The sequence below is a fragment of the Frateuria soli genome (assembly GCF_021117385.1).
GTDB classification, from domain to species: domain Bacteria; phylum Pseudomonadota; class Gammaproteobacteria; order Xanthomonadales; family Rhodanobacteraceae; genus Frateuria_A; species Frateuria_A soli.
Genome location: NZ_CP088252.1, coordinates 1,497,298 through 1,512,838 on the forward strand (window position 1 = coordinate 1,497,298; position 15,541 = coordinate 1,512,838).

Below are 15,541 nucleotides of genomic sequence, written 5' to 3' on the forward strand. Positions count from 1 at the left end.
AGACCGCGCTCAGTAGGCAATCTGGGCCCACAGGCCGACCTCGTTGGACGAGGTCAGCTCGCGGGAGGGGTTGGCCAGGCGCTCATGCTTGTACGCGGCGGCGACCTGCACCGAGCGGCTGACCTGCCACTCGACGCCCGCATCGGTGTAACGCTCGCGACGGGCCGGGTCCAGCCGCTCGCTGGTGTCGGCCCGGTCATGGCGGGCGAACAGTGCCCAGCGCGGCGCCACCTGCACGCTTGCCCATACCGACCAGCCGCTGGCGCGGTCGCCCTGCGGCGAGCGCACCTGGTCCCAGTCGGTGGAGCGGAAGTACTGCCCGCCGAAGCGGAACCGTGTGTCCGCGTAGGCGACCATCGCATCCTGGCGGCGCGCGGTGTGCAGCGCCGTGTGGTCGCCGCCATCGAGCGCACGCGTGCCGTCGTAGCCGCCTATCGCGACCACCGTGTGCGCGGTCGGCTGCCAGGCCACGCGCGCCTCGAAGTCCGGACGGTCGCCGGTGCGCGGCCGCTTGAAGCTGGAGCCGCTGACCATCGAAGTCGCGTACTGCCACTGGCCGCGCTCGCCAGTGCTGCCGAGCAGGTGCACGCCCCAGTCGGCCGAGGCGCCGAAACCCAGCCGGGTGACCAGTTCCTTGTCGATGTAGCGGTAACCGGACCAGTGGTTGACGAAGCCGGCCCAGGGCATGGGCGCCGATCCCAGCCGCAGCACCAGCGCCTTGCTGAAGGCGCCCTCCAGATAGACGTGCTTGAACCACAGGTCGGTCGGCGACTGGTTGCGCGTCCAGTTGATGTCGGTGGTCACGTGCGCCGACCACACCGGACTGAAGCGGTGGTCGATGTCGATGTAGAAGCGCTTGAGATCCACGCCGTTCCGGTCGAGCCCGGTGCGGCGCCCGTTCTTGTACTGATCGAGGTGGGTGGCGTCGATGAAGATCTTGCCGCCCAGCGTGGTGTCGCCGACCGGCGTATCGGCGGCGCGCGCGGCTGCGCCGGCCAGCGCGAGGGCGAGCCCGGCGAGTCCCGCCACGGCATGGCGGAAGGTTTGGGGGGCCTGCATGGTGGCGTTACCTCTTCTTCGTGGCGGGCGCCGAGCCCAGCAAGTGCCCGTTGACCTCGGTGCCGTAGAGCGACATCGGGGTGTCGTGGTACTGCTTGCGCGTGGCCGCCAGGTCGCCCGTGTAGCGCGGGTCCTGCGGACGCTCGTGGGCGTTCATGAACATCGCCACGTCCCACGCATCCTGGTCGCTAAGGCTGCCGCCGCGACTCAGTGGCATGTTCGCCTTGATGAAGGCGGCGGCGTTGTCCAGCTGGTGCATGCCCGCGCCCCAGTTGAACGAGTCAGGCCCCCACAGCGGCGGGAACACGTACTCGCCCGCCACCCGCTGGCCCTGCCCGTCCGCGCCGTGGCAGAGCGCGCAGTTGGCGCCAAACACCTTCTCGCCACGCGCGTAGTCGGGCGGCTGCGGGGGCTTGAAGCCCTCCTTCGGATAGCCGGCACCCTCGAGCTTCACGCCGACCGGCGCGCCGCTGGCCATCCAGTAGGAGTAGGTCTCCAGCGCGAGCATCTCCTTGCTGTCCAGCGGCGGCGCCTTGCCGTTCATGCTGAAGCGGAAGCAACCCTGCAGCCGTTCGCCGTAGCTGTTGACGTGCTTGTTCTTGCTGCGGTACTGCGGATACATCCCGTAAGCGCCCCACAGCGGCGCCGAATCGGGCAGGCGGCCGGCGTCCAGGTGGCAGTTGACGCAGTTGAGGCCGTTGCCCACATAAGCCGGCGCGTTTTTGCCGGTGTGTACGAAGATCTCGCGCCCCAGGCGCACCATGTCGCCGAAAGGCCCCTCCGGAATGGCCGATTCCGGCGGTGGCGAGAACGCCTTGTCGGAGCGGGCCGCCGTCGCAGGCGGCGCCGACGTGCCGGGTGCCAGGGCGGTGGTGCCAGCCGGGCGCGGCGGGGCTTGCTGCGCGCCCGGTGCCTTGTCTGGCGCGTCTGGTGCCTTGTCGGCGCAGGCCGCCAGGACCAGGCAGGCGATGGCCAGCATCGGTTGCCAGTGCTTCATCGCGTCGACTCCTTCGGGGTTGCCGGGAAGGGCTGGGCCGCGAACCACTCCGCCACGGCCTGCATGTCGTTCTCGTCCAGCGCCTTGCCGAGATGGCGCATCAGCTCCAGCGGGTCGTTGTGGCGCGTGCCCTGCCTGAAGGCCTTCAACTGCGCAGCCAGGTAGCTGGCTGGCTGCCCGACCAGCGGCGGGAAGTGTTCGCCCACCCCTGCCCCGCCCGGCCCATGGCACTGCACGCAGGCGGGCACCTGGTCGGACCAGCGGCCACGCAGGGCGAGCATGGCACCCACCCCGTCCTGCGCGGGCGCAGTGGCAGCGGTCTGCGGCGGAACCGGCAGCTTGCTGTAGTAATCGGCCATCGCCTGGCGCTCATCGACCGATAGCGCAGTGGCGATCGGCTTCATCACCGGATTCGCGCGGGTGCCCGTGGCAAAGGCATCCAGTTGCCGGCGCAGGTAGGCGGCATTCAGGCCGGCCAGTCGCGGGAACCCGCCCGCCGCCTGGCCGGCGCCGTCGGCGCCATGGCAGGACTGGCACGGCGCCGCACCGCGACCGTTGCCCTGGCTGGCGATGGTCGCCGGATCCGTGGCCCGCGCCCCGGTCGCGATCGTTGCCAGAAGCAGGACCACGCTCCAGGAAAGCAGGACCCGATATCGGTGTGCTGGCATGTGTGCTCCTTTCAATGCACCGGCTGGAAACCGTACTTGCGGTAGATCGCCTGCGCCTGGGGTCCGCGCATGAAGGCGAGGAAGTCGCGGGCCGCTTCGGGATGCGGGGCTTCCTTCATGCGCGCGGCGGTATAGGTGGCGACCGAGTTCTGCTGCGCCGGTATCGCCACGGTCTCGACCGGATGTCGCAGGATCTGCTGCTGGAAGTACGCCTCGGTCGACCACACCGGCGCCGCGTCCGATTCGCCCTGAAGCACGCGCAGCGGCGACTGCCGGTGATGGATGTGGGTCAGGAAGGTGCTGCCGTCGGCGACCTTCGTCTGCATGACGGCCTTGTCCAGCGCCTCGCCGCCGGCCTTGCGATAACTCGCCTGGATCTGCCGCGCGATGCCCTCCCAGGCCGGATTGGGCATGCTCACGCGCACATCGGGCCGCGCGAGATCGGCCAGCCCGCGGATGTGCTTCGGGTTGCCCCTGGCGACCAGGATCGCCAGCGGATTGCGGGCGTAGTCGAAGGTCTCGGCGAACCACCCGTGCTGTCGCTGTCGCTCGGCGATCGCGCCCTTGCCGGCGGTATAGACGTCCGGTTGCAGCGCGATGCGCAGGTTGCCCATCACCAGCGAACCGGTCTCGATCTGCCTGGCCAGGATGCCCGGCGGCAGTGTCTCGACGAAAATGCGCCGGTACTCCGGGTGTGCCGCGCGAAAGGCCTCCAGCAGGTCGTGCACCACCATGAACTGGTTGCCGGCAAAGAACACCGTCAGCTGCGGGTCGACCACGTCGCCGTGCAGGTCGGCGATCGCATCCACCGGCGGGGCGCTGAAGTGCACGCCACCGGTCGGCGGGGGATTCCAGGGTGGCAGGAAGTCAGGCTTGTCAGTGGCGCTGGCGCTCATGCACAGCAGAAGCAAGGCCGCATGCGCGAAGGCCCGGCGACGAAAGGGCTGCATGGCGGGACTCCCATAGGATCGATGCATCGGCATCACAGCGGCACCAGGGCATAGCCCTTCTGCTGCAGCTCGGTGATGGTGGTGAGCGCCGACAGCGCGAGAGTGACGTGCGGGTCGATCGCCTCGTAGGGGTAGCCGTGCTCGGCCACGGCCTGCCCGCAGACCGCGACGTCCACGCCTGCCTTGCGCAGTTCCCCGATCACCGGCAGGTTCGGATTGGCCACGCCGAACTGCTTGCGGTAGTGCACGTCGTCGAGCGCGATGGCGGTGGCGCCGCCGGAGGCGATCGCCACGAAGTGCAGGTGGTCGGTCGGCACACCCGCGGACGCGTACAGGTTGACGGTTCGGGCCACGCGCTCCAGCCCGGGATTGACCTTGTCCGGCCTGGCGGCCGCGGCGGTCAGGCCGAACACCACCTTGTAGCTGGCCTTCGCGTCCGGGCGGTAGGCGGCCTGGGGCAGCGCATGCATGCGGCCGGCCGAATGGATCACCGGGGTCTGCCAGAAGCCCTCGTCTGCCATGGCCCCCGTGCTGCCCAGGGCGAGGCCGAGGACCAGGCCCAGGGTGGATGCCGGCTTGTTCATTGCATCGTCTCCTTCCGCTGTCGTGTCCGCCTGATCCACGCAGATGCCCGACAGGACGGCCGGAAGTTGCGCCGAGGCACGCCCGTCGATGCGGTAGAACAGCTGGCGTGCCTGCCTGCGCTGGCTGACCAGTCCCTCCTCGCGCATGCGCGCCAGGTGCTGGGACAGTGCGGACAAGCCCAGTCCCAGTTCCTGCGCGAGCGCTCCGGCCGACATCTCGCCGCCCTTGAACAGGCGGCAGAGGATCAGCAGCCGGGAGGTGTTGCCCAGGGCGCGAAGCAGCCTGGCCGTATCGGCCGCCCGTTGGTGCTGGGGATCGGTTGTACGCTTCATGTATTCACAGTTAAGTGAAATGTGATTCTGCCATTAGAGGCCATCACGGCTGGCTTGTCCATGCGGGAACTTCGCGCTGCGAGGCAGCGGCCACCGGCGCGGCGGCAGCGGCGGTGTCGACGTCCCCGTCCTCGAGAGAAGCTTCGATGCGCACTGCGTTAGCGAAGCGGCGGGGCTGGCGAAGAGCCTGGGTTGATCCTGGTCAAGCGTCAGCGGACGGGCTGCCCTTCAATGGGGGCGGTCGTCGAGTCCTGGTAATCGGAGGGATGCCGTATGCAAAGCACTCGCCCGCGCGTGGCCATGGCCGTCCGCGCCGGTCCACGCCGGCGGCAAGGGGGCGGGCTCGAAGCCGGCATTGCGCTCCGCTTGCGCCAAGCCGCAGGCGGCCATGCTTCCGGAATCGCCAGACCGGCCACGGGATGAACCGGCCCCCGGCATGCCATCGCCCCCGCCTTCGCCGGCCCCGGTCTTCCGCGCACGCGGCCTGAGCAAGGTCTATCGCATGGGCGAGGTGGAAGTGCAGGCCCTGCGCGGGGTCGACCTGGACCTCTTCCCCGGCGAGTTTGTGGTGCTGCTGGGGCCGTCGGGCAGCGGCAAGTCCACGCTCCTGAACATCCTGGGCGGGCTCGATGCGCCTACCGACGGCGATGTCTGGTACGTCGACCACCGCCTCACCGGAGCGGACGACCGCGCGCTCACCCGCTTCCGCCGCGAGCACGTGGGCTTCGTGTTCCAGTTCTACAACCTGATCCCCAGCCTGACGGCGCGCGAGAACGTGGCCATCGTCACCGACCTGGCGGAAAACCCCATGCCGCCGGAGCAGGCGCTGGAACGGGTCGGGCTGGGCGATCGCCTCGACCACTTCCCGGCGCAGATGTCCGGCGGCGAGCAGCAGCGCGTGGCGATCGCCCGCGCCATCGCCAAGCGCCCGGCCGTGCTGCTGTGCGACGAACCCACCGGCGCGCTGGACTCGACCACCGGCGTGCGCGTACTGGAGGCGCTCGAGCAGGTCAATACGCAGTTGGGCACGACCACCGTCGTGATCACCCACAACGCCGGCATCGCCGCCATGGCCGATCGCGTGCTCTACCTCGGCGACGGCCGCATCGTGCGCGAGGAGCGTCCGGCCCGCCGCACGCCGGCGAAGGAGCTGAGCTGGTGAACGCGCTCACCCGCAAGGGTCTGCGCGACCTGTGGCACATGCGTGCACAGGCGCTGGCGATCGCGTTGGTCATCGCCGGCGGCGTGGCCACGCTGGTGATGTCGCAATCGACGCTCGAATCGCTCACCACCACCCGCGCGCTGTTCTACCAGGAAGGCGCGTTGGCCGATCTCTGGGCCCCGCTCAAGCGCGCCCCCGACACCTTGCTGGCACAGCTGAAGGCCATACCCGGCGTACAGGCGGTGCAGCCGCGCCTGCTGGCGGCCGCCACGCTGGGGGTGGCGGGCTTCGACGAGCCGGCGCGCGGGGAAGTCGTGTCGCTGCCGAGCGAGGGCGGCCAGCCGTTGCTCAACCGCGTGCACCTCACCAGCGGACGCCTGCCCGGCCCGGATGCCGAAGACGAGGTCGTGCTCGGCGAGGCCTTTGCCCAGGCCCACGGCCTGCGCGTCGGCGCCAGCCTGCAGATGATCCTGCGCGGCCATGCCAGCCGCGTGCGCGTGGTCGGCATCGGCACCTCGCCCGAATACGTCTACCAGAGTCCGCCGGGGGCGATCTTCCCGGACTTCCGGCGATACGCCGTGCTCTGGATGAACCGGCACGCGATGGAGAAGGCGCTGAACATGGACGGCGCGTTCGACAACCTGGCCTTCCGCCTGCAGCCCGGTGCCCGCCCGGCCGCGGTGGCGATGCAGGTCGACGCACTGCTTGCGCGCTACGGCGGCGTCGGCGCCTACGACCGGCACGAGCAGACCTCCGCGCGCTTCCTCGAGGAAGAGATGCGCCAGCTGCGGACCATGGCCACGATGTTCCCGGCCATTTTCCTCGGCGTCGCCGCCTTCCTTGTCCACGTCGTGCTGATGCGCCTGCTGGGCACCCAGCGCGAACAGATCGGCGTGCTCAAGGCCTTCGGCTACGGCAACCGCGTCCTGGCCGGACACTACCTGGGCATGGCCGCATGGATCGCCCTGGGCGGCGCCCTGCTGGGCCTGCTCGTCGGGGCGGCGCTGGGCCGCTGGCTGGCCCACGTCTACCAGGAGATCTACCGCTTTCCCTTCCTCGCCTATCGCCTGAGCATGCGCGCGATCGGCCTGGGCGTGGGGGTGAGCCTCGCGGCCGCCGCCGGTGGCGCGCTGATGGCGCTGCGTGCCGCCGCTGCGCTGCCGCCGGCCGAGGCCATGCGCGCCCCCGCGCCGGGCCACTACGGGCCGACGCTGCTCGAGCGGCTGGGCTTCCAGCGCTATCTGTCGCCGGCCGCACGCCTGGCATTGCGCGACCTGGAGCGGCAGCCGGCCCGCGCGCTGTTCACCCTGGCCGGACTGGCCATGGCCTGCGCCGTGATGATGGTGGGCCGCTTCCAGGGCGACGCGGTCGAGAACATGATGAACGTGCAGCTCGGCATCGCGCAGACGCACGACATCGAGGTGAGCTTCGTCGAGCCCCTGCCCCGGCGGACCGTCTTCGAACTGGCCGCGCTGCCGGGCGTGCGCGAGGCCGAACCGCTGCGCTCCGCGCCGGTGCGCCTGATCAACGGCCTGCACTCGTACCGCACGACCATCGAGGGGGTGCCCTCCGGCGCACGCCTGCGCCGGCCCATCGATGCGCGGCTTCGCCCGGTCCGCCCGGCAGGCGACGGCGTGCTGCTGACCGGCTACCTGCAACAGATGCTCGACCTGAAGGCCGGTGACCGCGTGGTCGTGCAGGCACTGGAGGGCCACCGCCGACGGCGCGCGGTGCCGGTGACGGGTTTCGTGTACGAGACCATCGGTGCCCGCGGCTACATGGATCTGGAGGCGCTGAACCGCCTGCTCGGCGATGGCGACGTGGTCTCCGGTGCGGTGCTGGGCGTGATCCCGGGCGCAGGGCCGGACGTCTACCGGCGCCTGGACCGGCGGCCCTGGGTGGCCGGCGTCGCCTCGCGGCTCGCCTCGGTGCGCAGCTTCTACGCCACCATGGGCGAGAGCCTGCTGGTGTTCACCATGGTGGCGGCGATCCTGGGCGCGGTGATCAACTTCGGCGTGGTGTACAACGCCGCGCGCATCAGCCTGTCCGAACGCGGCCGCGAGCTGGCCAGCCTGCGGGTGCTGGGGATGACGCGCGGCGAGGTGGGCGCGTTGCTGCTTGGGCAGCTCGGCCTGCTGGTGGCGGTCGCGTTGCCGTTCGGCCTGGCCGCCGGCTGGCTGCTGTGCTGGGTGATGGCGCTGGGTTTCCAGTCGGAGCTGTTCCGCATCCCGGTGCAACTGACCACCGCTACCTACGCCTTCGCCGCATTGACCGTTATCGTTGCCAGCGCGTTGTCCGCGCTGCTGGTATACCGCCGCATCGCCAGGCTCGACCTGGTGGCCGTGCTGAAGACCCGGGAATGAACCACCGGAGCGCGCCATGAGCCTTCGTCGACGGATCGGGCTGGGAGTCGCCGTACTGTCCGCCGCCGTGCTCTGGTGGGCGCTGCAGCCGGCGCCGCGTCCGGTGGATGTGGTCCGCGTCCAGCGCGGGGCGCTGACCCAGCGTTTCGAGGAGGAGGCCCGCACCGAGCTGGCGCACCGCTGGATCGTCGCCGCTCCCATCGCCGGCACGCTGCGCCGCATCGGCCTGTTGCAGGGTGATCGCGTGAAGCAAGGCCAACTGCTGGCACGGATCGAGCCGATGCAGGCGCAACTGCTCGATCCGGCCAACCGCGAACGCCTGCTGGCCGAGGAGCGGGCAGCGCAGGCTTCCATGCAGGCCGCGCGGCAACGCCAGGCGGCCGCGCAGGCCGATGCCGACCTGGCCTCGCGCGACGTGGCGCGCATGCGGCGGCTCGGTGCCGGCGGCGTGGTCAGTGCCGCGGCGCTGGACGAGGTAGAGGCGCGGGTGCTGCACGCGCAGGCCGCGGTCGCCGCCGCCGCGGCCGACTACCGCGCGTTCGCCCAGCAGCGCGCCGCCCTGGCAGCGCTGCTCTCCGGCCAGGGAATGGCCGGCGGCCGGACGGTGCCGGTGATCGCGCCGATCGACGGCGTGGTGCTCCATCGCTACCAGCAGAGCGCCACCCCGGTTCAGGCCGGGCAGCCCCTGCTGGAGCTCGGCGACCTGCGCAAGCTGCAGGTGATGGCCCAGGTGCTCTCGCAGCAGGCCACCCTGCTGCGGCCGGGCACGCCCGCCCGGATCCTGCGCTGGGGCGGCGAAGGCACGCTCGCCGCCCGGGTCGCCCGGATCGAACCGGGCGGCTACACCAAGGTGTCGGCGCTCGGCGTCGAGGAGCAGCGCACCCAGGTGTGGCTGGACATCGTGGCGCCACGCGCGCAGTGGGAGCGGCTCGGCGACGGTTATCGGGTGGAAGTCGCGTTCGACGTGGCACGCCGGGAAGACGTGCTGAAGGTCGAGGCCAGCGCCCTCTTCCGCCAGGGCGCCCGTTGGGCGGTCTACCGGGTCGACGGCAACCGCCTGCGCCTGGCATACGTCGAGCCGGGGATGCAGGGTGGCACCGAAGCGGAGATCAGGGAGGGCCTGCGCGAGGGCGACCGGGTCGTCGCCTTCCCCGACGACCGGATGGGCGAGGGCATGCGCGTGCAGGCCCTGGAGCAGGCTGCCGCGGCTACCCGATAGCCTGCGAGCGGGCCCTGCGCGAGCCTGGAGGATGCCTGCGTGGCGAACGCCATGCCGCCCCCGCGATCGGCCCGGTCGCACTGTTCAAGGCCCCCGGCGCCAGCCGGCGTGGACCGGGCCCGGCCTGTCGCAGCCAGCAGGGTGCCCTTGCTGCCCAACCGAGCTCGCCATTTCCAGCGGCTCGCCAGCCGGGCGGGATGCCCCGGCTGCATGCCGCCTGCGACAAATCGCCATGCACCCGGTGGTTTGTCGCCTGACATGAATCAAGGGTGGCACCCGCTTCGACGCTGACCATGCGCGCGTCCTCAAGGAGACGCGCAATGAGCACCACCCGAAAACTCTGGCTGGGGCTGGCGGCATTGCTGCTGGCCTCGTTCGCCGTCCTGCTCTGGGTCGGCAAGGAAGTCCACCAGCAGGCGCCGCCGCTACCCTCCGCCGTGGTCACCACGGACGGCCACACGCTCTATACGCGTTCCGACATCGAACAGGGCCGGCAGGTCTGGCAGAGCATCGGCGGCCAGCAGTTGGGTTCGATCTGGGGCCATGGCGCGCTGGTGGCGCCGGACTGGAGCGCCGACTGGCTGCACCGTGAAGCCACCACGATGCTCGAGCTGCTGGCCCGCGACGAAGGCGCCGCCTCGTTCGCCTCGCTCGATGCCGGCCGCCAGGCCGCGCTTAAGGCGCGCGTGCAGTCCGAGGCGCGCACCAATACCTACGACACGGCCACCGGCACGATCACCGTGTCCCCGCTGCGTGCGCAGGCGATGGCGGTAGTGGGTGCGCACTACGACAGCCTGTTCAGCAACGACCCGGCCACGCACAAGCTGCGCGAGGGTTATGCGATGCGCGAGAACACCATCGCCGGGATGGAGCATCGCCGCGTCGTCACCGCCTTCTTCTGGTGGACCAGCTGGGCCGCCGCGGCCGAGCGCCCCGGGCACAGCGTGAGCTACACGCAGAACTGGCCGTTCGATCCGCTGGTCGGCAACCGGCCCAGCGGCACCAACTTCATGTGGTCGATCTTCAGCGTGCTGTTCCTGATCCTGGGCATCGGCCTGCTCGGCTGGTACCACGCGGTGCAGAGCCACAAGGAACAGCCGGCCGTGCCGCCGGCGCGCGATCCGCTGGCCGACTTCAAGCCCACGCCCTCGATGAAGGCCACCGCCAAGTATTTCTGGACGGTGATGGGCCTGTTCCTCGTGCAGATCCTGCTCGGCGCGACCACCGCGCACTACCAGGTCGAAGGCCAGCAGGCCTACGGCTTCGCGCTGGCCAACATCCTGCCCTATGCGCTCACGCGCACCTGGCACACGGAGCTGGCCGTGCTGTGGATCGCCACCGCGTGGCTGGCCACGGGCCTGTACATCGCGCCGGTGATCGGCGGGCACGAGCCGAAGTTCCAGCGCCTGGGCGTCAACTTCCTGTGGGTGTGCCTGATCCTGATCGTGGTCGGCTCCTTCGCCGGCCAGTGGTTCGCGGTGATGGACAAGATGGGCCTGAAGTACAACTTCTGGTTCGGCCACCAGGGCTGGGAATACACCGACATCGGCCGCTTCTGGCAGATCTTCCTGTTCGTCGGGCTGATGCTCTGGCTGTTCCTGGTCGGCCGCGCGCTGTGGCCGGCGATCAGGCGCCGCGACGAGACCTCCAACATCGTGGGCCTGTTGTTCCTGTCCACCATCGCGATCGGCCTGCTCTACGGCGCCGGCCTGATGTGGGGCGAGCACACCCACATCGCGATGGTGGAGTACTGGCGCTGGTGGGTGGTGCACCTGTGGGTGGAAGGCTTCTTCGAGGTGTTCGCCACCGCGGTGATCAGCTACCTGTTCGTGCGCCTGGGGCTGCTGCGCGCGCACAGCGCCTCGGTGAACGTGCTCTTCGCCACCATCGTGTTCATGGCCGGCGGCGTGCTCGGCACCCTGCACCACCTGTACTTCACCGGCACGACCACCGCGGTCATCGCCCTGGGCGCCAGCTTCTCGGCACTTGAAGTGGTGCCGCTGGCGCTGATCGGCCTGGAGGCCTACGACAACTGGAAGAAGCAGCACGCGGCCGACTGGATGCCCCGCTACCGCTGGCCGATCATCTTCTTCGTGGCGGTGAGCTTCTGGAACCTGGTCGGTGCGGGCCTGTTCGGCTTCCTGGTCAACACCCCGATCGCGCTGTACTACATGCAGGGCCTCAACCTGACCGCCACCCACGGCCACACCGCGCTGATGGGCGTCTACGGCATGCTCGGCCTGGGCCTGATGCTGTTCTGCCTGCGCGGCATCAAGCCGCAGGCACAGTGGCGCGAGGGCTGGCTGAAGGGCGCGTTCTGGTCGCTCAACCTCGGCCTGACCCTGATGGCCGCGCTGACCCTGCTGCCGCTGGGCATCCTGCAGCTCTCGGCGGTGCTCGACAACGGCTACTGGTTCGCCCGCTCCGAGCACTTCATGGACCGTCCGCTGATCCACCTGCTGGTGTGGATGCGCGTACCGGGCGACACGCTGTTCGCGGTGGGCGCGCTGCTGATGGGGGTGTTCGTCGCCTCGCTGTGGCTGTCGCGGCAACGCCAGCCCAGGCCCGTGCCGCTGCCGCAGGCGGCGCGCGAAAACGCCTGACCCACATCAGGGCGCGCCGCAAGGCGCGCCCTGATCATTTTCACCAAGGGGAAACCACGAAGCCCCGCGATGGCGTTTCCTGCCGAACGCGCCGAGTTTGCGGAGGGCTCGACGGTCCCATGCCGACGCCCAAGACCATGTTCGAGTTCTATTCCCAGATCAAGGCCGTGCACATCGCCTGCGTCCTGCTCAGCGGCGTGCTGTTCGCGACGCGCGGGTTGCTGGTGCAGACCGGCCGAGCCGGTGCGGCGCACTGGGCGCCGCTGCGCTATCTCAGCTACACGGTCGACACCACGCTGCTCACCGCCGCGCTGATGCTGCTGACCATCCTTCCGGCGGCGTACTTCGCCAACGGCTGGCTGACGGTGAAGCTGGTGCTGGTGGTGGCTTATGTCGTGCTCGGCAGCCTCGCGCTCAAGCGCGCGCGCACGCCGCAGGCACGGCGCATGTTCCTGCTCGCCGCGGTAGCGGCCTACGTATTCATCCTGGGGATCGCGCGAATGCATCATCCGCTGGGCTGGCTGCACGGGTGGCTGGCATGAACGCCGCCTTCGACCTGCCGCCGGCGACGCCGCGCGACCACACGCTCGACGCCTGCTTCCTTGGCCCCTACGGCGAGAACGACACGCTGCTGGAAAAGCTGCTGGTCGAGTTCCTGCGCGACCACGTCTACTGGCGGCGCAACTTCCACCCGGAAGACCCGCCGGCGATCGCCACCTCGGCCGCGAGCCACCCGGACTACCTCGCCTTCGAATCGCGCATGCGCCGCGAGCTGCACCAGCTCTCCGCCGCGCTGAAGAAGTCGGTGCCGTTCCACAGCCCGCGCTACATCGGCCACATGGCCTCGGACCTGCTGCTGCCCGGCCTGGCGGCGCAGATGCTCACCCTGCCCTACAACCCCAACAACGTCAGCGAGGATGCCGCGCCGGTCACCGTCGACCTGGAAGTGCAGGCCGGCCTGCAACTGGCGCGCATGCTCGGCTATCCGCACGATCCGGCCCGACCGGACTGCGCCTTCGGCCACCTGACCTCCGGCGGCACGGTCGCCAACTACCAGGCGCTGCGCCTGGCGCTGGCGCTGAAGGCCTTCCCGGTCGCGCTGCGCGCGGCGCAGGTGCCGGACCTCGTCCTTCCGGAGGATGACTGGAGCGCCTTCAATCTGTCCCCGGCCGCGTCGATCGCGCTGCTGGAACAATGGCAGCGCTGGCTGGCCGCGCTGGCCCCGCCGGTGCGCGCGCAATGGCGGGCATGGGTGGAGGCCGAGCGCATCGAGCAGCGCGGCCTGGCCGGCTTCTTCGCCGCGCACCCGCAACTGCGCGTACCGCGCGTACTGGCGCCGATCACCGCGCATTACTCCTGGAGCAAGGGCGCCAAGCTGCTGGGCCTGGGCCGCGACAGCCTCGAACTGCTGCCCACCCGCGACATGCGCCTGGACGCCGATGCATTGGGCGGGCGGCTGCGGCAGCTCGCCCGCGCACGCGAGCCGGTGCTGCTGTGCGTGGCGGTGCTGGGCGGAACCGAGTACGGCACCATCGATCCGGTGCACGAGGTACTGCGGGCACGCGAGACGAGCCGTGCCGAGGGGCTGGATTTCGCGGTGCATGTCGACGCTGCCTGGGGCGGCTATCTCGCCACCGTGTTCCGCCGCGAGGATGGTGGCCTGCGTCCACGCGAGGAGGTCGCCGCCGACTACGCGCATTTCCCGGCGCCCGAGGTGCACGCCGCGTTCGCCGCGCTGGGCGACACCGATTCGGTCACCGTCGATCCGCACAAGCTCGGCTACCTCCCGTACGGCGCCGGTGCCTTCGTCTGCCGCGACCACCGCGCCATGGCGCTGCTCGCCGAGCGCGCCGACTACGTGTTCCACGGCGCCACGCCGGACGACTATCTCGCGCGCTACCGCAACCTGGGCCAGTACATTCCCGAGGGCTCCAAGCCGGGCGCGACCGCGGCGGCGGTCTACGTCACGCACAAGGTGCTGCCGCTGGACCACGCCCACTTCGGCCGCCTGCCGCGCGCCACCCTGCAGGCGGCCGAGGCGTTCCACGCGCGGGCGCGGCGCTTCGCCGACGAGATGGCCGGGCGCGTGCAGGTGCTGGTGCCTTTCGCGCCGGACAGCAACCTGGTCTGCCTGGCGCTCAACCCGCACGGCAACCGCGACGTCGCCCGCGCCAACGCCTTCGTGCGCGCGCTGCACGACGAGCTGCGCTGCGACGTGCGCCAGCCGCTGCAGGTGAAAGAGTTCTTCGGCTCGGTCACCAGCCTGCGCCCGGACGTACTGGGCCAGGCGCAGACACGACGCATCCTCGACGCGCTGGGGCTGGACCCGGCCACGCTCGAGGACGGCGAGGACCACCTGCTGATCCTGCGCCACACGCTGATGAACCCGTACCTGATCGACCACGAGAACGGCATCAGCTACATCGACCGCTACTTCGACCACCTGGGCCGGCGCCTGCTGGCGCTGGCCGCATCGCGGTGACACCCGTCATGAACCATCCCATTGCCTTGCAGCCCCATCACACCAGCCACGACCGCGCCTGGGTGCACGACGCCCTCGATGCGCTCGCGCAGGAGGCGGCACGCTCGGCCGATACGCACCTGCTCAAGCTGGTCCTGCCCGGCTTCCCCGGCATCGACTTCTACTTCAAGGACGAGGCGGCCCATCCCAGCGGCAGCCTGAAGCACCGCCTGGCCCGCTCGCTCTACCTCTACGCGCTGTGCAACGGGCGGCTCCACCAGGGCCAGCACGTGGTCGACGCCTCCTCCGGCAGCACCGCGATCTCCGAGGCGTGGTTCGCGCGGATGCTGGGCCTGTCGTTCACCGCGGTGATGCCCGCCTGCACCGCGCCGCGCAAGATCCGCGACGTGCAGGCGCTGGGCGGACGTTGCGACCTGGTCGAGGATCCCGCGCAGGTCCACGCCCGCGCCGCCGAACATGCCGTGCGCGGCGCTTGCCACCTGGACCAGTTCGGGCTGGCCGAGCGCGCCACCGACTGGCGCGGCAACAACAACATCGCCGAGTCGATCATCCAGCAGATGGCGCGCGAGCCGCAGCCGGTGCCGGCCTGGATCGTCTGCGGTGCCGGCACCGGCGGCACCTCCGCCACGATCGGCCGCTACCTGCGCTATCGCCGCCTGGACACCCGCCTGTGCGTGGCCGAGCCGGCCGGCAGCGGCTTCGTGCACGGCTGGCGCACGCGCGACCGCAGCGCCGTCGCGAAGCGCTCCACGCTGATCGAAGGGATCGGCCGCCCGCGGGTCGAGCCGGGTTTCCTGTTCGAGGTGGTCGATCACGTGGTCGAAGTGCCCGACACCGGCTCCATCGCCGCCGCCTGGCTGCTGGAGGATCTGCTCGGCCGCCGCTACGGCGGCTCCTCCGGCACCAACCTGGTCGCCTGCCTGCAGCTGGCCGCCGGCATGCGCGCGCGCGGCGAACGCGGCAGTATCGTGAGCCTCCTCTGCGACCCTGGCGAGCGCTACGCCGAGACGCTGTTCGACCCGGCCTGGCTGGCAGCACGTTCGATCGACCTCGCCCCTGCGCGCGCGGCGCTGGAACGCTGCCTTGCGGCCGGGACGTGGACACCCCTGCCCGCCTGACCA

The 15,541-nt window shown here is 70.5% G+C and carries 12 protein-coding genes; 7 read left to right on the forward strand and 5 right to left on the reverse strand.

Annotation, left to right across the window (positions count from 1 at the left end; all coding sequences use genetic code 11):
• Positions 1-9 precede the first annotated feature (9 nt).
• Genes LQ771_RS06900 through LQ771_RS06920 form a run of 5 tightly spaced genes read right to left on the reverse strand, consistent with a single transcriptional unit; the run spans position 10 to position 4,591 of the window.
• A complete protein-coding gene (locus LQ771_RS06900; protein ID WP_231351607.1) occupies positions 10-1,059 on the reverse strand; it encodes an OprO/OprP family phosphate-selective porin in 1,050 nt (349 codons plus the stop codon).
• Positions 1,060-1,066: 7 nt separating this feature from the next.
• The gene (locus LQ771_RS06905) at positions 1,067-2,056 is read right to left on the reverse strand and encodes a c-type cytochrome (RefSeq protein ID WP_231351608.1); all 990 of its coding nucleotides are present in this window, start codon (positions 2,054-2,056) and stop codon (positions 1,067-1,069) included.
• Positions 2,053-2,724, reverse strand: coding sequence for a c-type cytochrome (locus LQ771_RS06910; protein ID WP_231351609.1), 672 nt, complete (start codon positions 2,722-2,724; stop codon positions 2,053-2,055). Before LQ771_RS06910 ends, LQ771_RS06905 begins: the two co-directional genes overlap by 4 nt.
• An 11-nt stretch (positions 2,725-2,735) precedes the next feature.
• Positions 2,736-3,674 (reverse strand): substrate-binding domain-containing protein, encoded by a 939-nt coding sequence (locus tag LQ771_RS06915; protein WP_231351610.1) that lies wholly within the window; start codon positions 3,672-3,674, stop codon positions 2,736-2,738.
• Positions 3,675-3,706: 32 nt separating this feature from the next.
• Positions 3,707-4,591 carry a metalloregulator ArsR/SmtB family transcription factor gene (locus tag LQ771_RS06920; protein WP_231351611.1) on the reverse strand — a complete coding sequence of 295 codons (885 nt, stop codon included), beginning with the start codon at positions 4,589-4,591 and terminating at the stop codon, positions 3,707-3,709.
• Positions 4,592-5,027: 436 nt separating this feature from the next.
• On the opposite strand from LQ771_RS06920, the gene LQ771_RS06925 reads away from it, so the two are divergent.
• The 7 genes from LQ771_RS06925 to LQ771_RS06955 all read left to right on the forward strand — a co-directional run bounded on the left by LQ771_RS06925 (position 5,028) and on the right by LQ771_RS06955 (position 15,538).
• Positions 5,028-5,753 carry an ABC transporter ATP-binding protein gene (locus LQ771_RS06925; RefSeq protein ID WP_231351612.1) on the forward strand — a complete coding sequence of 242 codons (726 nt, stop codon included), beginning with the start codon at positions 5,028-5,030 and terminating at the stop codon, positions 5,751-5,753.
• On the forward strand, positions 5,750-8,116 hold the full coding sequence (locus tag LQ771_RS06930) for an ABC transporter permease (RefSeq protein WP_231351613.1): 2,367 nt from the start codon (positions 5,750-5,752) through the stop codon (positions 8,114-8,116). Before LQ771_RS06925 ends, LQ771_RS06930 begins: the two co-directional genes overlap by 4 nt.
• A 16-nt stretch (positions 8,117-8,132) precedes the next feature.
• A complete protein-coding gene (locus LQ771_RS06935; protein ID WP_231351614.1) occupies positions 8,133-9,335 on the forward strand; it encodes an efflux RND transporter periplasmic adaptor subunit in 1,203 nt (400 codons plus the stop codon).
• 320 nt (positions 9,336-9,655) lie between these two features.
• On the forward strand, positions 9,656-11,938 hold the full coding sequence (locus LQ771_RS06940) for a nitric-oxide reductase large subunit (RefSeq protein WP_231351615.1): 2,283 nt from the start codon (positions 9,656-9,658) through the stop codon (positions 11,936-11,938).
• 137 nt (positions 11,939-12,075) lie between these two features.
• The gene (locus tag LQ771_RS06945) at positions 12,076-12,480 is read left to right on the forward strand and encodes a SirB2 family protein (protein WP_231351869.1); all 405 of its coding nucleotides are present in this window, start codon (positions 12,076-12,078) and stop codon (positions 12,478-12,480) included.
• Positions 12,477-14,420, forward strand: a complete 1,944-nt coding sequence (locus LQ771_RS06950; RefSeq protein ID WP_231351616.1) for a pyridoxal phosphate-dependent decarboxylase family protein — start codon at positions 12,477-12,479, stop codon at positions 14,418-14,420. Before LQ771_RS06945 ends, LQ771_RS06950 begins: the two co-directional genes overlap by 4 nt.
• Positions 14,421-14,428: 8 nt before the next feature.
• Complete coding sequence (locus LQ771_RS06955) at positions 14,429-15,538, forward strand: PLP-dependent cysteine synthase family protein (RefSeq protein WP_231351617.1); 1,110 nt, start codon at positions 14,429-14,431, stop codon at positions 15,536-15,538.
• Positions 15,539-15,541: the final 3 nt, after the last annotated feature.

Bases quoted from the DNA above. Each gene is read 5' to 3' on its own strand.
- LQ771_RS06900 (WP_231351607.1), bottom strand. From the start codon at position 1,059: ATGCAGGCCCCCCAAACCTTCCGCCATGCCGTGGCGGGACTCGCCGGG.
- LQ771_RS06905 (WP_231351608.1), bottom strand. From the start codon at position 2,056: ATGAAGCACTGGCAACCGATGCTGGCCATCGCCTGCCTGGTCCTGGCG.
- LQ771_RS06910 (WP_231351609.1), bottom strand. From the start codon at position 2,724: ATGCCAGCACACCGATATCGGGTCCTGCTTTCCTGGAGCGTGGTCCTG.
- LQ771_RS06915 (WP_231351610.1), bottom strand. From the start codon at position 3,674: ATGCAGCCCTTTCGTCGCCGGGCCTTCGCGCATGCGGCCTTGCTTCTG.
- LQ771_RS06920 (WP_231351611.1), bottom strand. From the start codon at position 4,591: ATGAAGCGTACAACCGATCCCCAGCACCAACGGGCGGCCGATACGGCC.
- LQ771_RS06925 (WP_231351612.1), top strand. From the start codon at position 5,028: ATGCCATCGCCCCCGCCTTCGCCGGCCCCGGTCTTCCGCGCACGCGGC.
- LQ771_RS06935 (WP_231351614.1), top strand. From the start codon at position 8,133: ATGAGCCTTCGTCGACGGATCGGGCTGGGAGTCGCCGTACTGTCCGCC.
- LQ771_RS06940 (WP_231351615.1), top strand. From the start codon at position 9,656: ATGAGCACCACCCGAAAACTCTGGCTGGGGCTGGCGGCATTGCTGCTG.
- LQ771_RS06945 (WP_231351869.1), top strand. From the start codon at position 12,076: ATGTTCGAGTTCTATTCCCAGATCAAGGCCGTGCACATCGCCTGCGTC.
- LQ771_RS06950 (WP_231351616.1), top strand. From the start codon at position 12,477: ATGAACGCCGCCTTCGACCTGCCGCCGGCGACGCCGCGCGACCACACG.
- LQ771_RS06955 (WP_231351617.1), top strand. From the start codon at position 14,429: ATGAACCATCCCATTGCCTTGCAGCCCCATCACACCAGCCACGACCGC.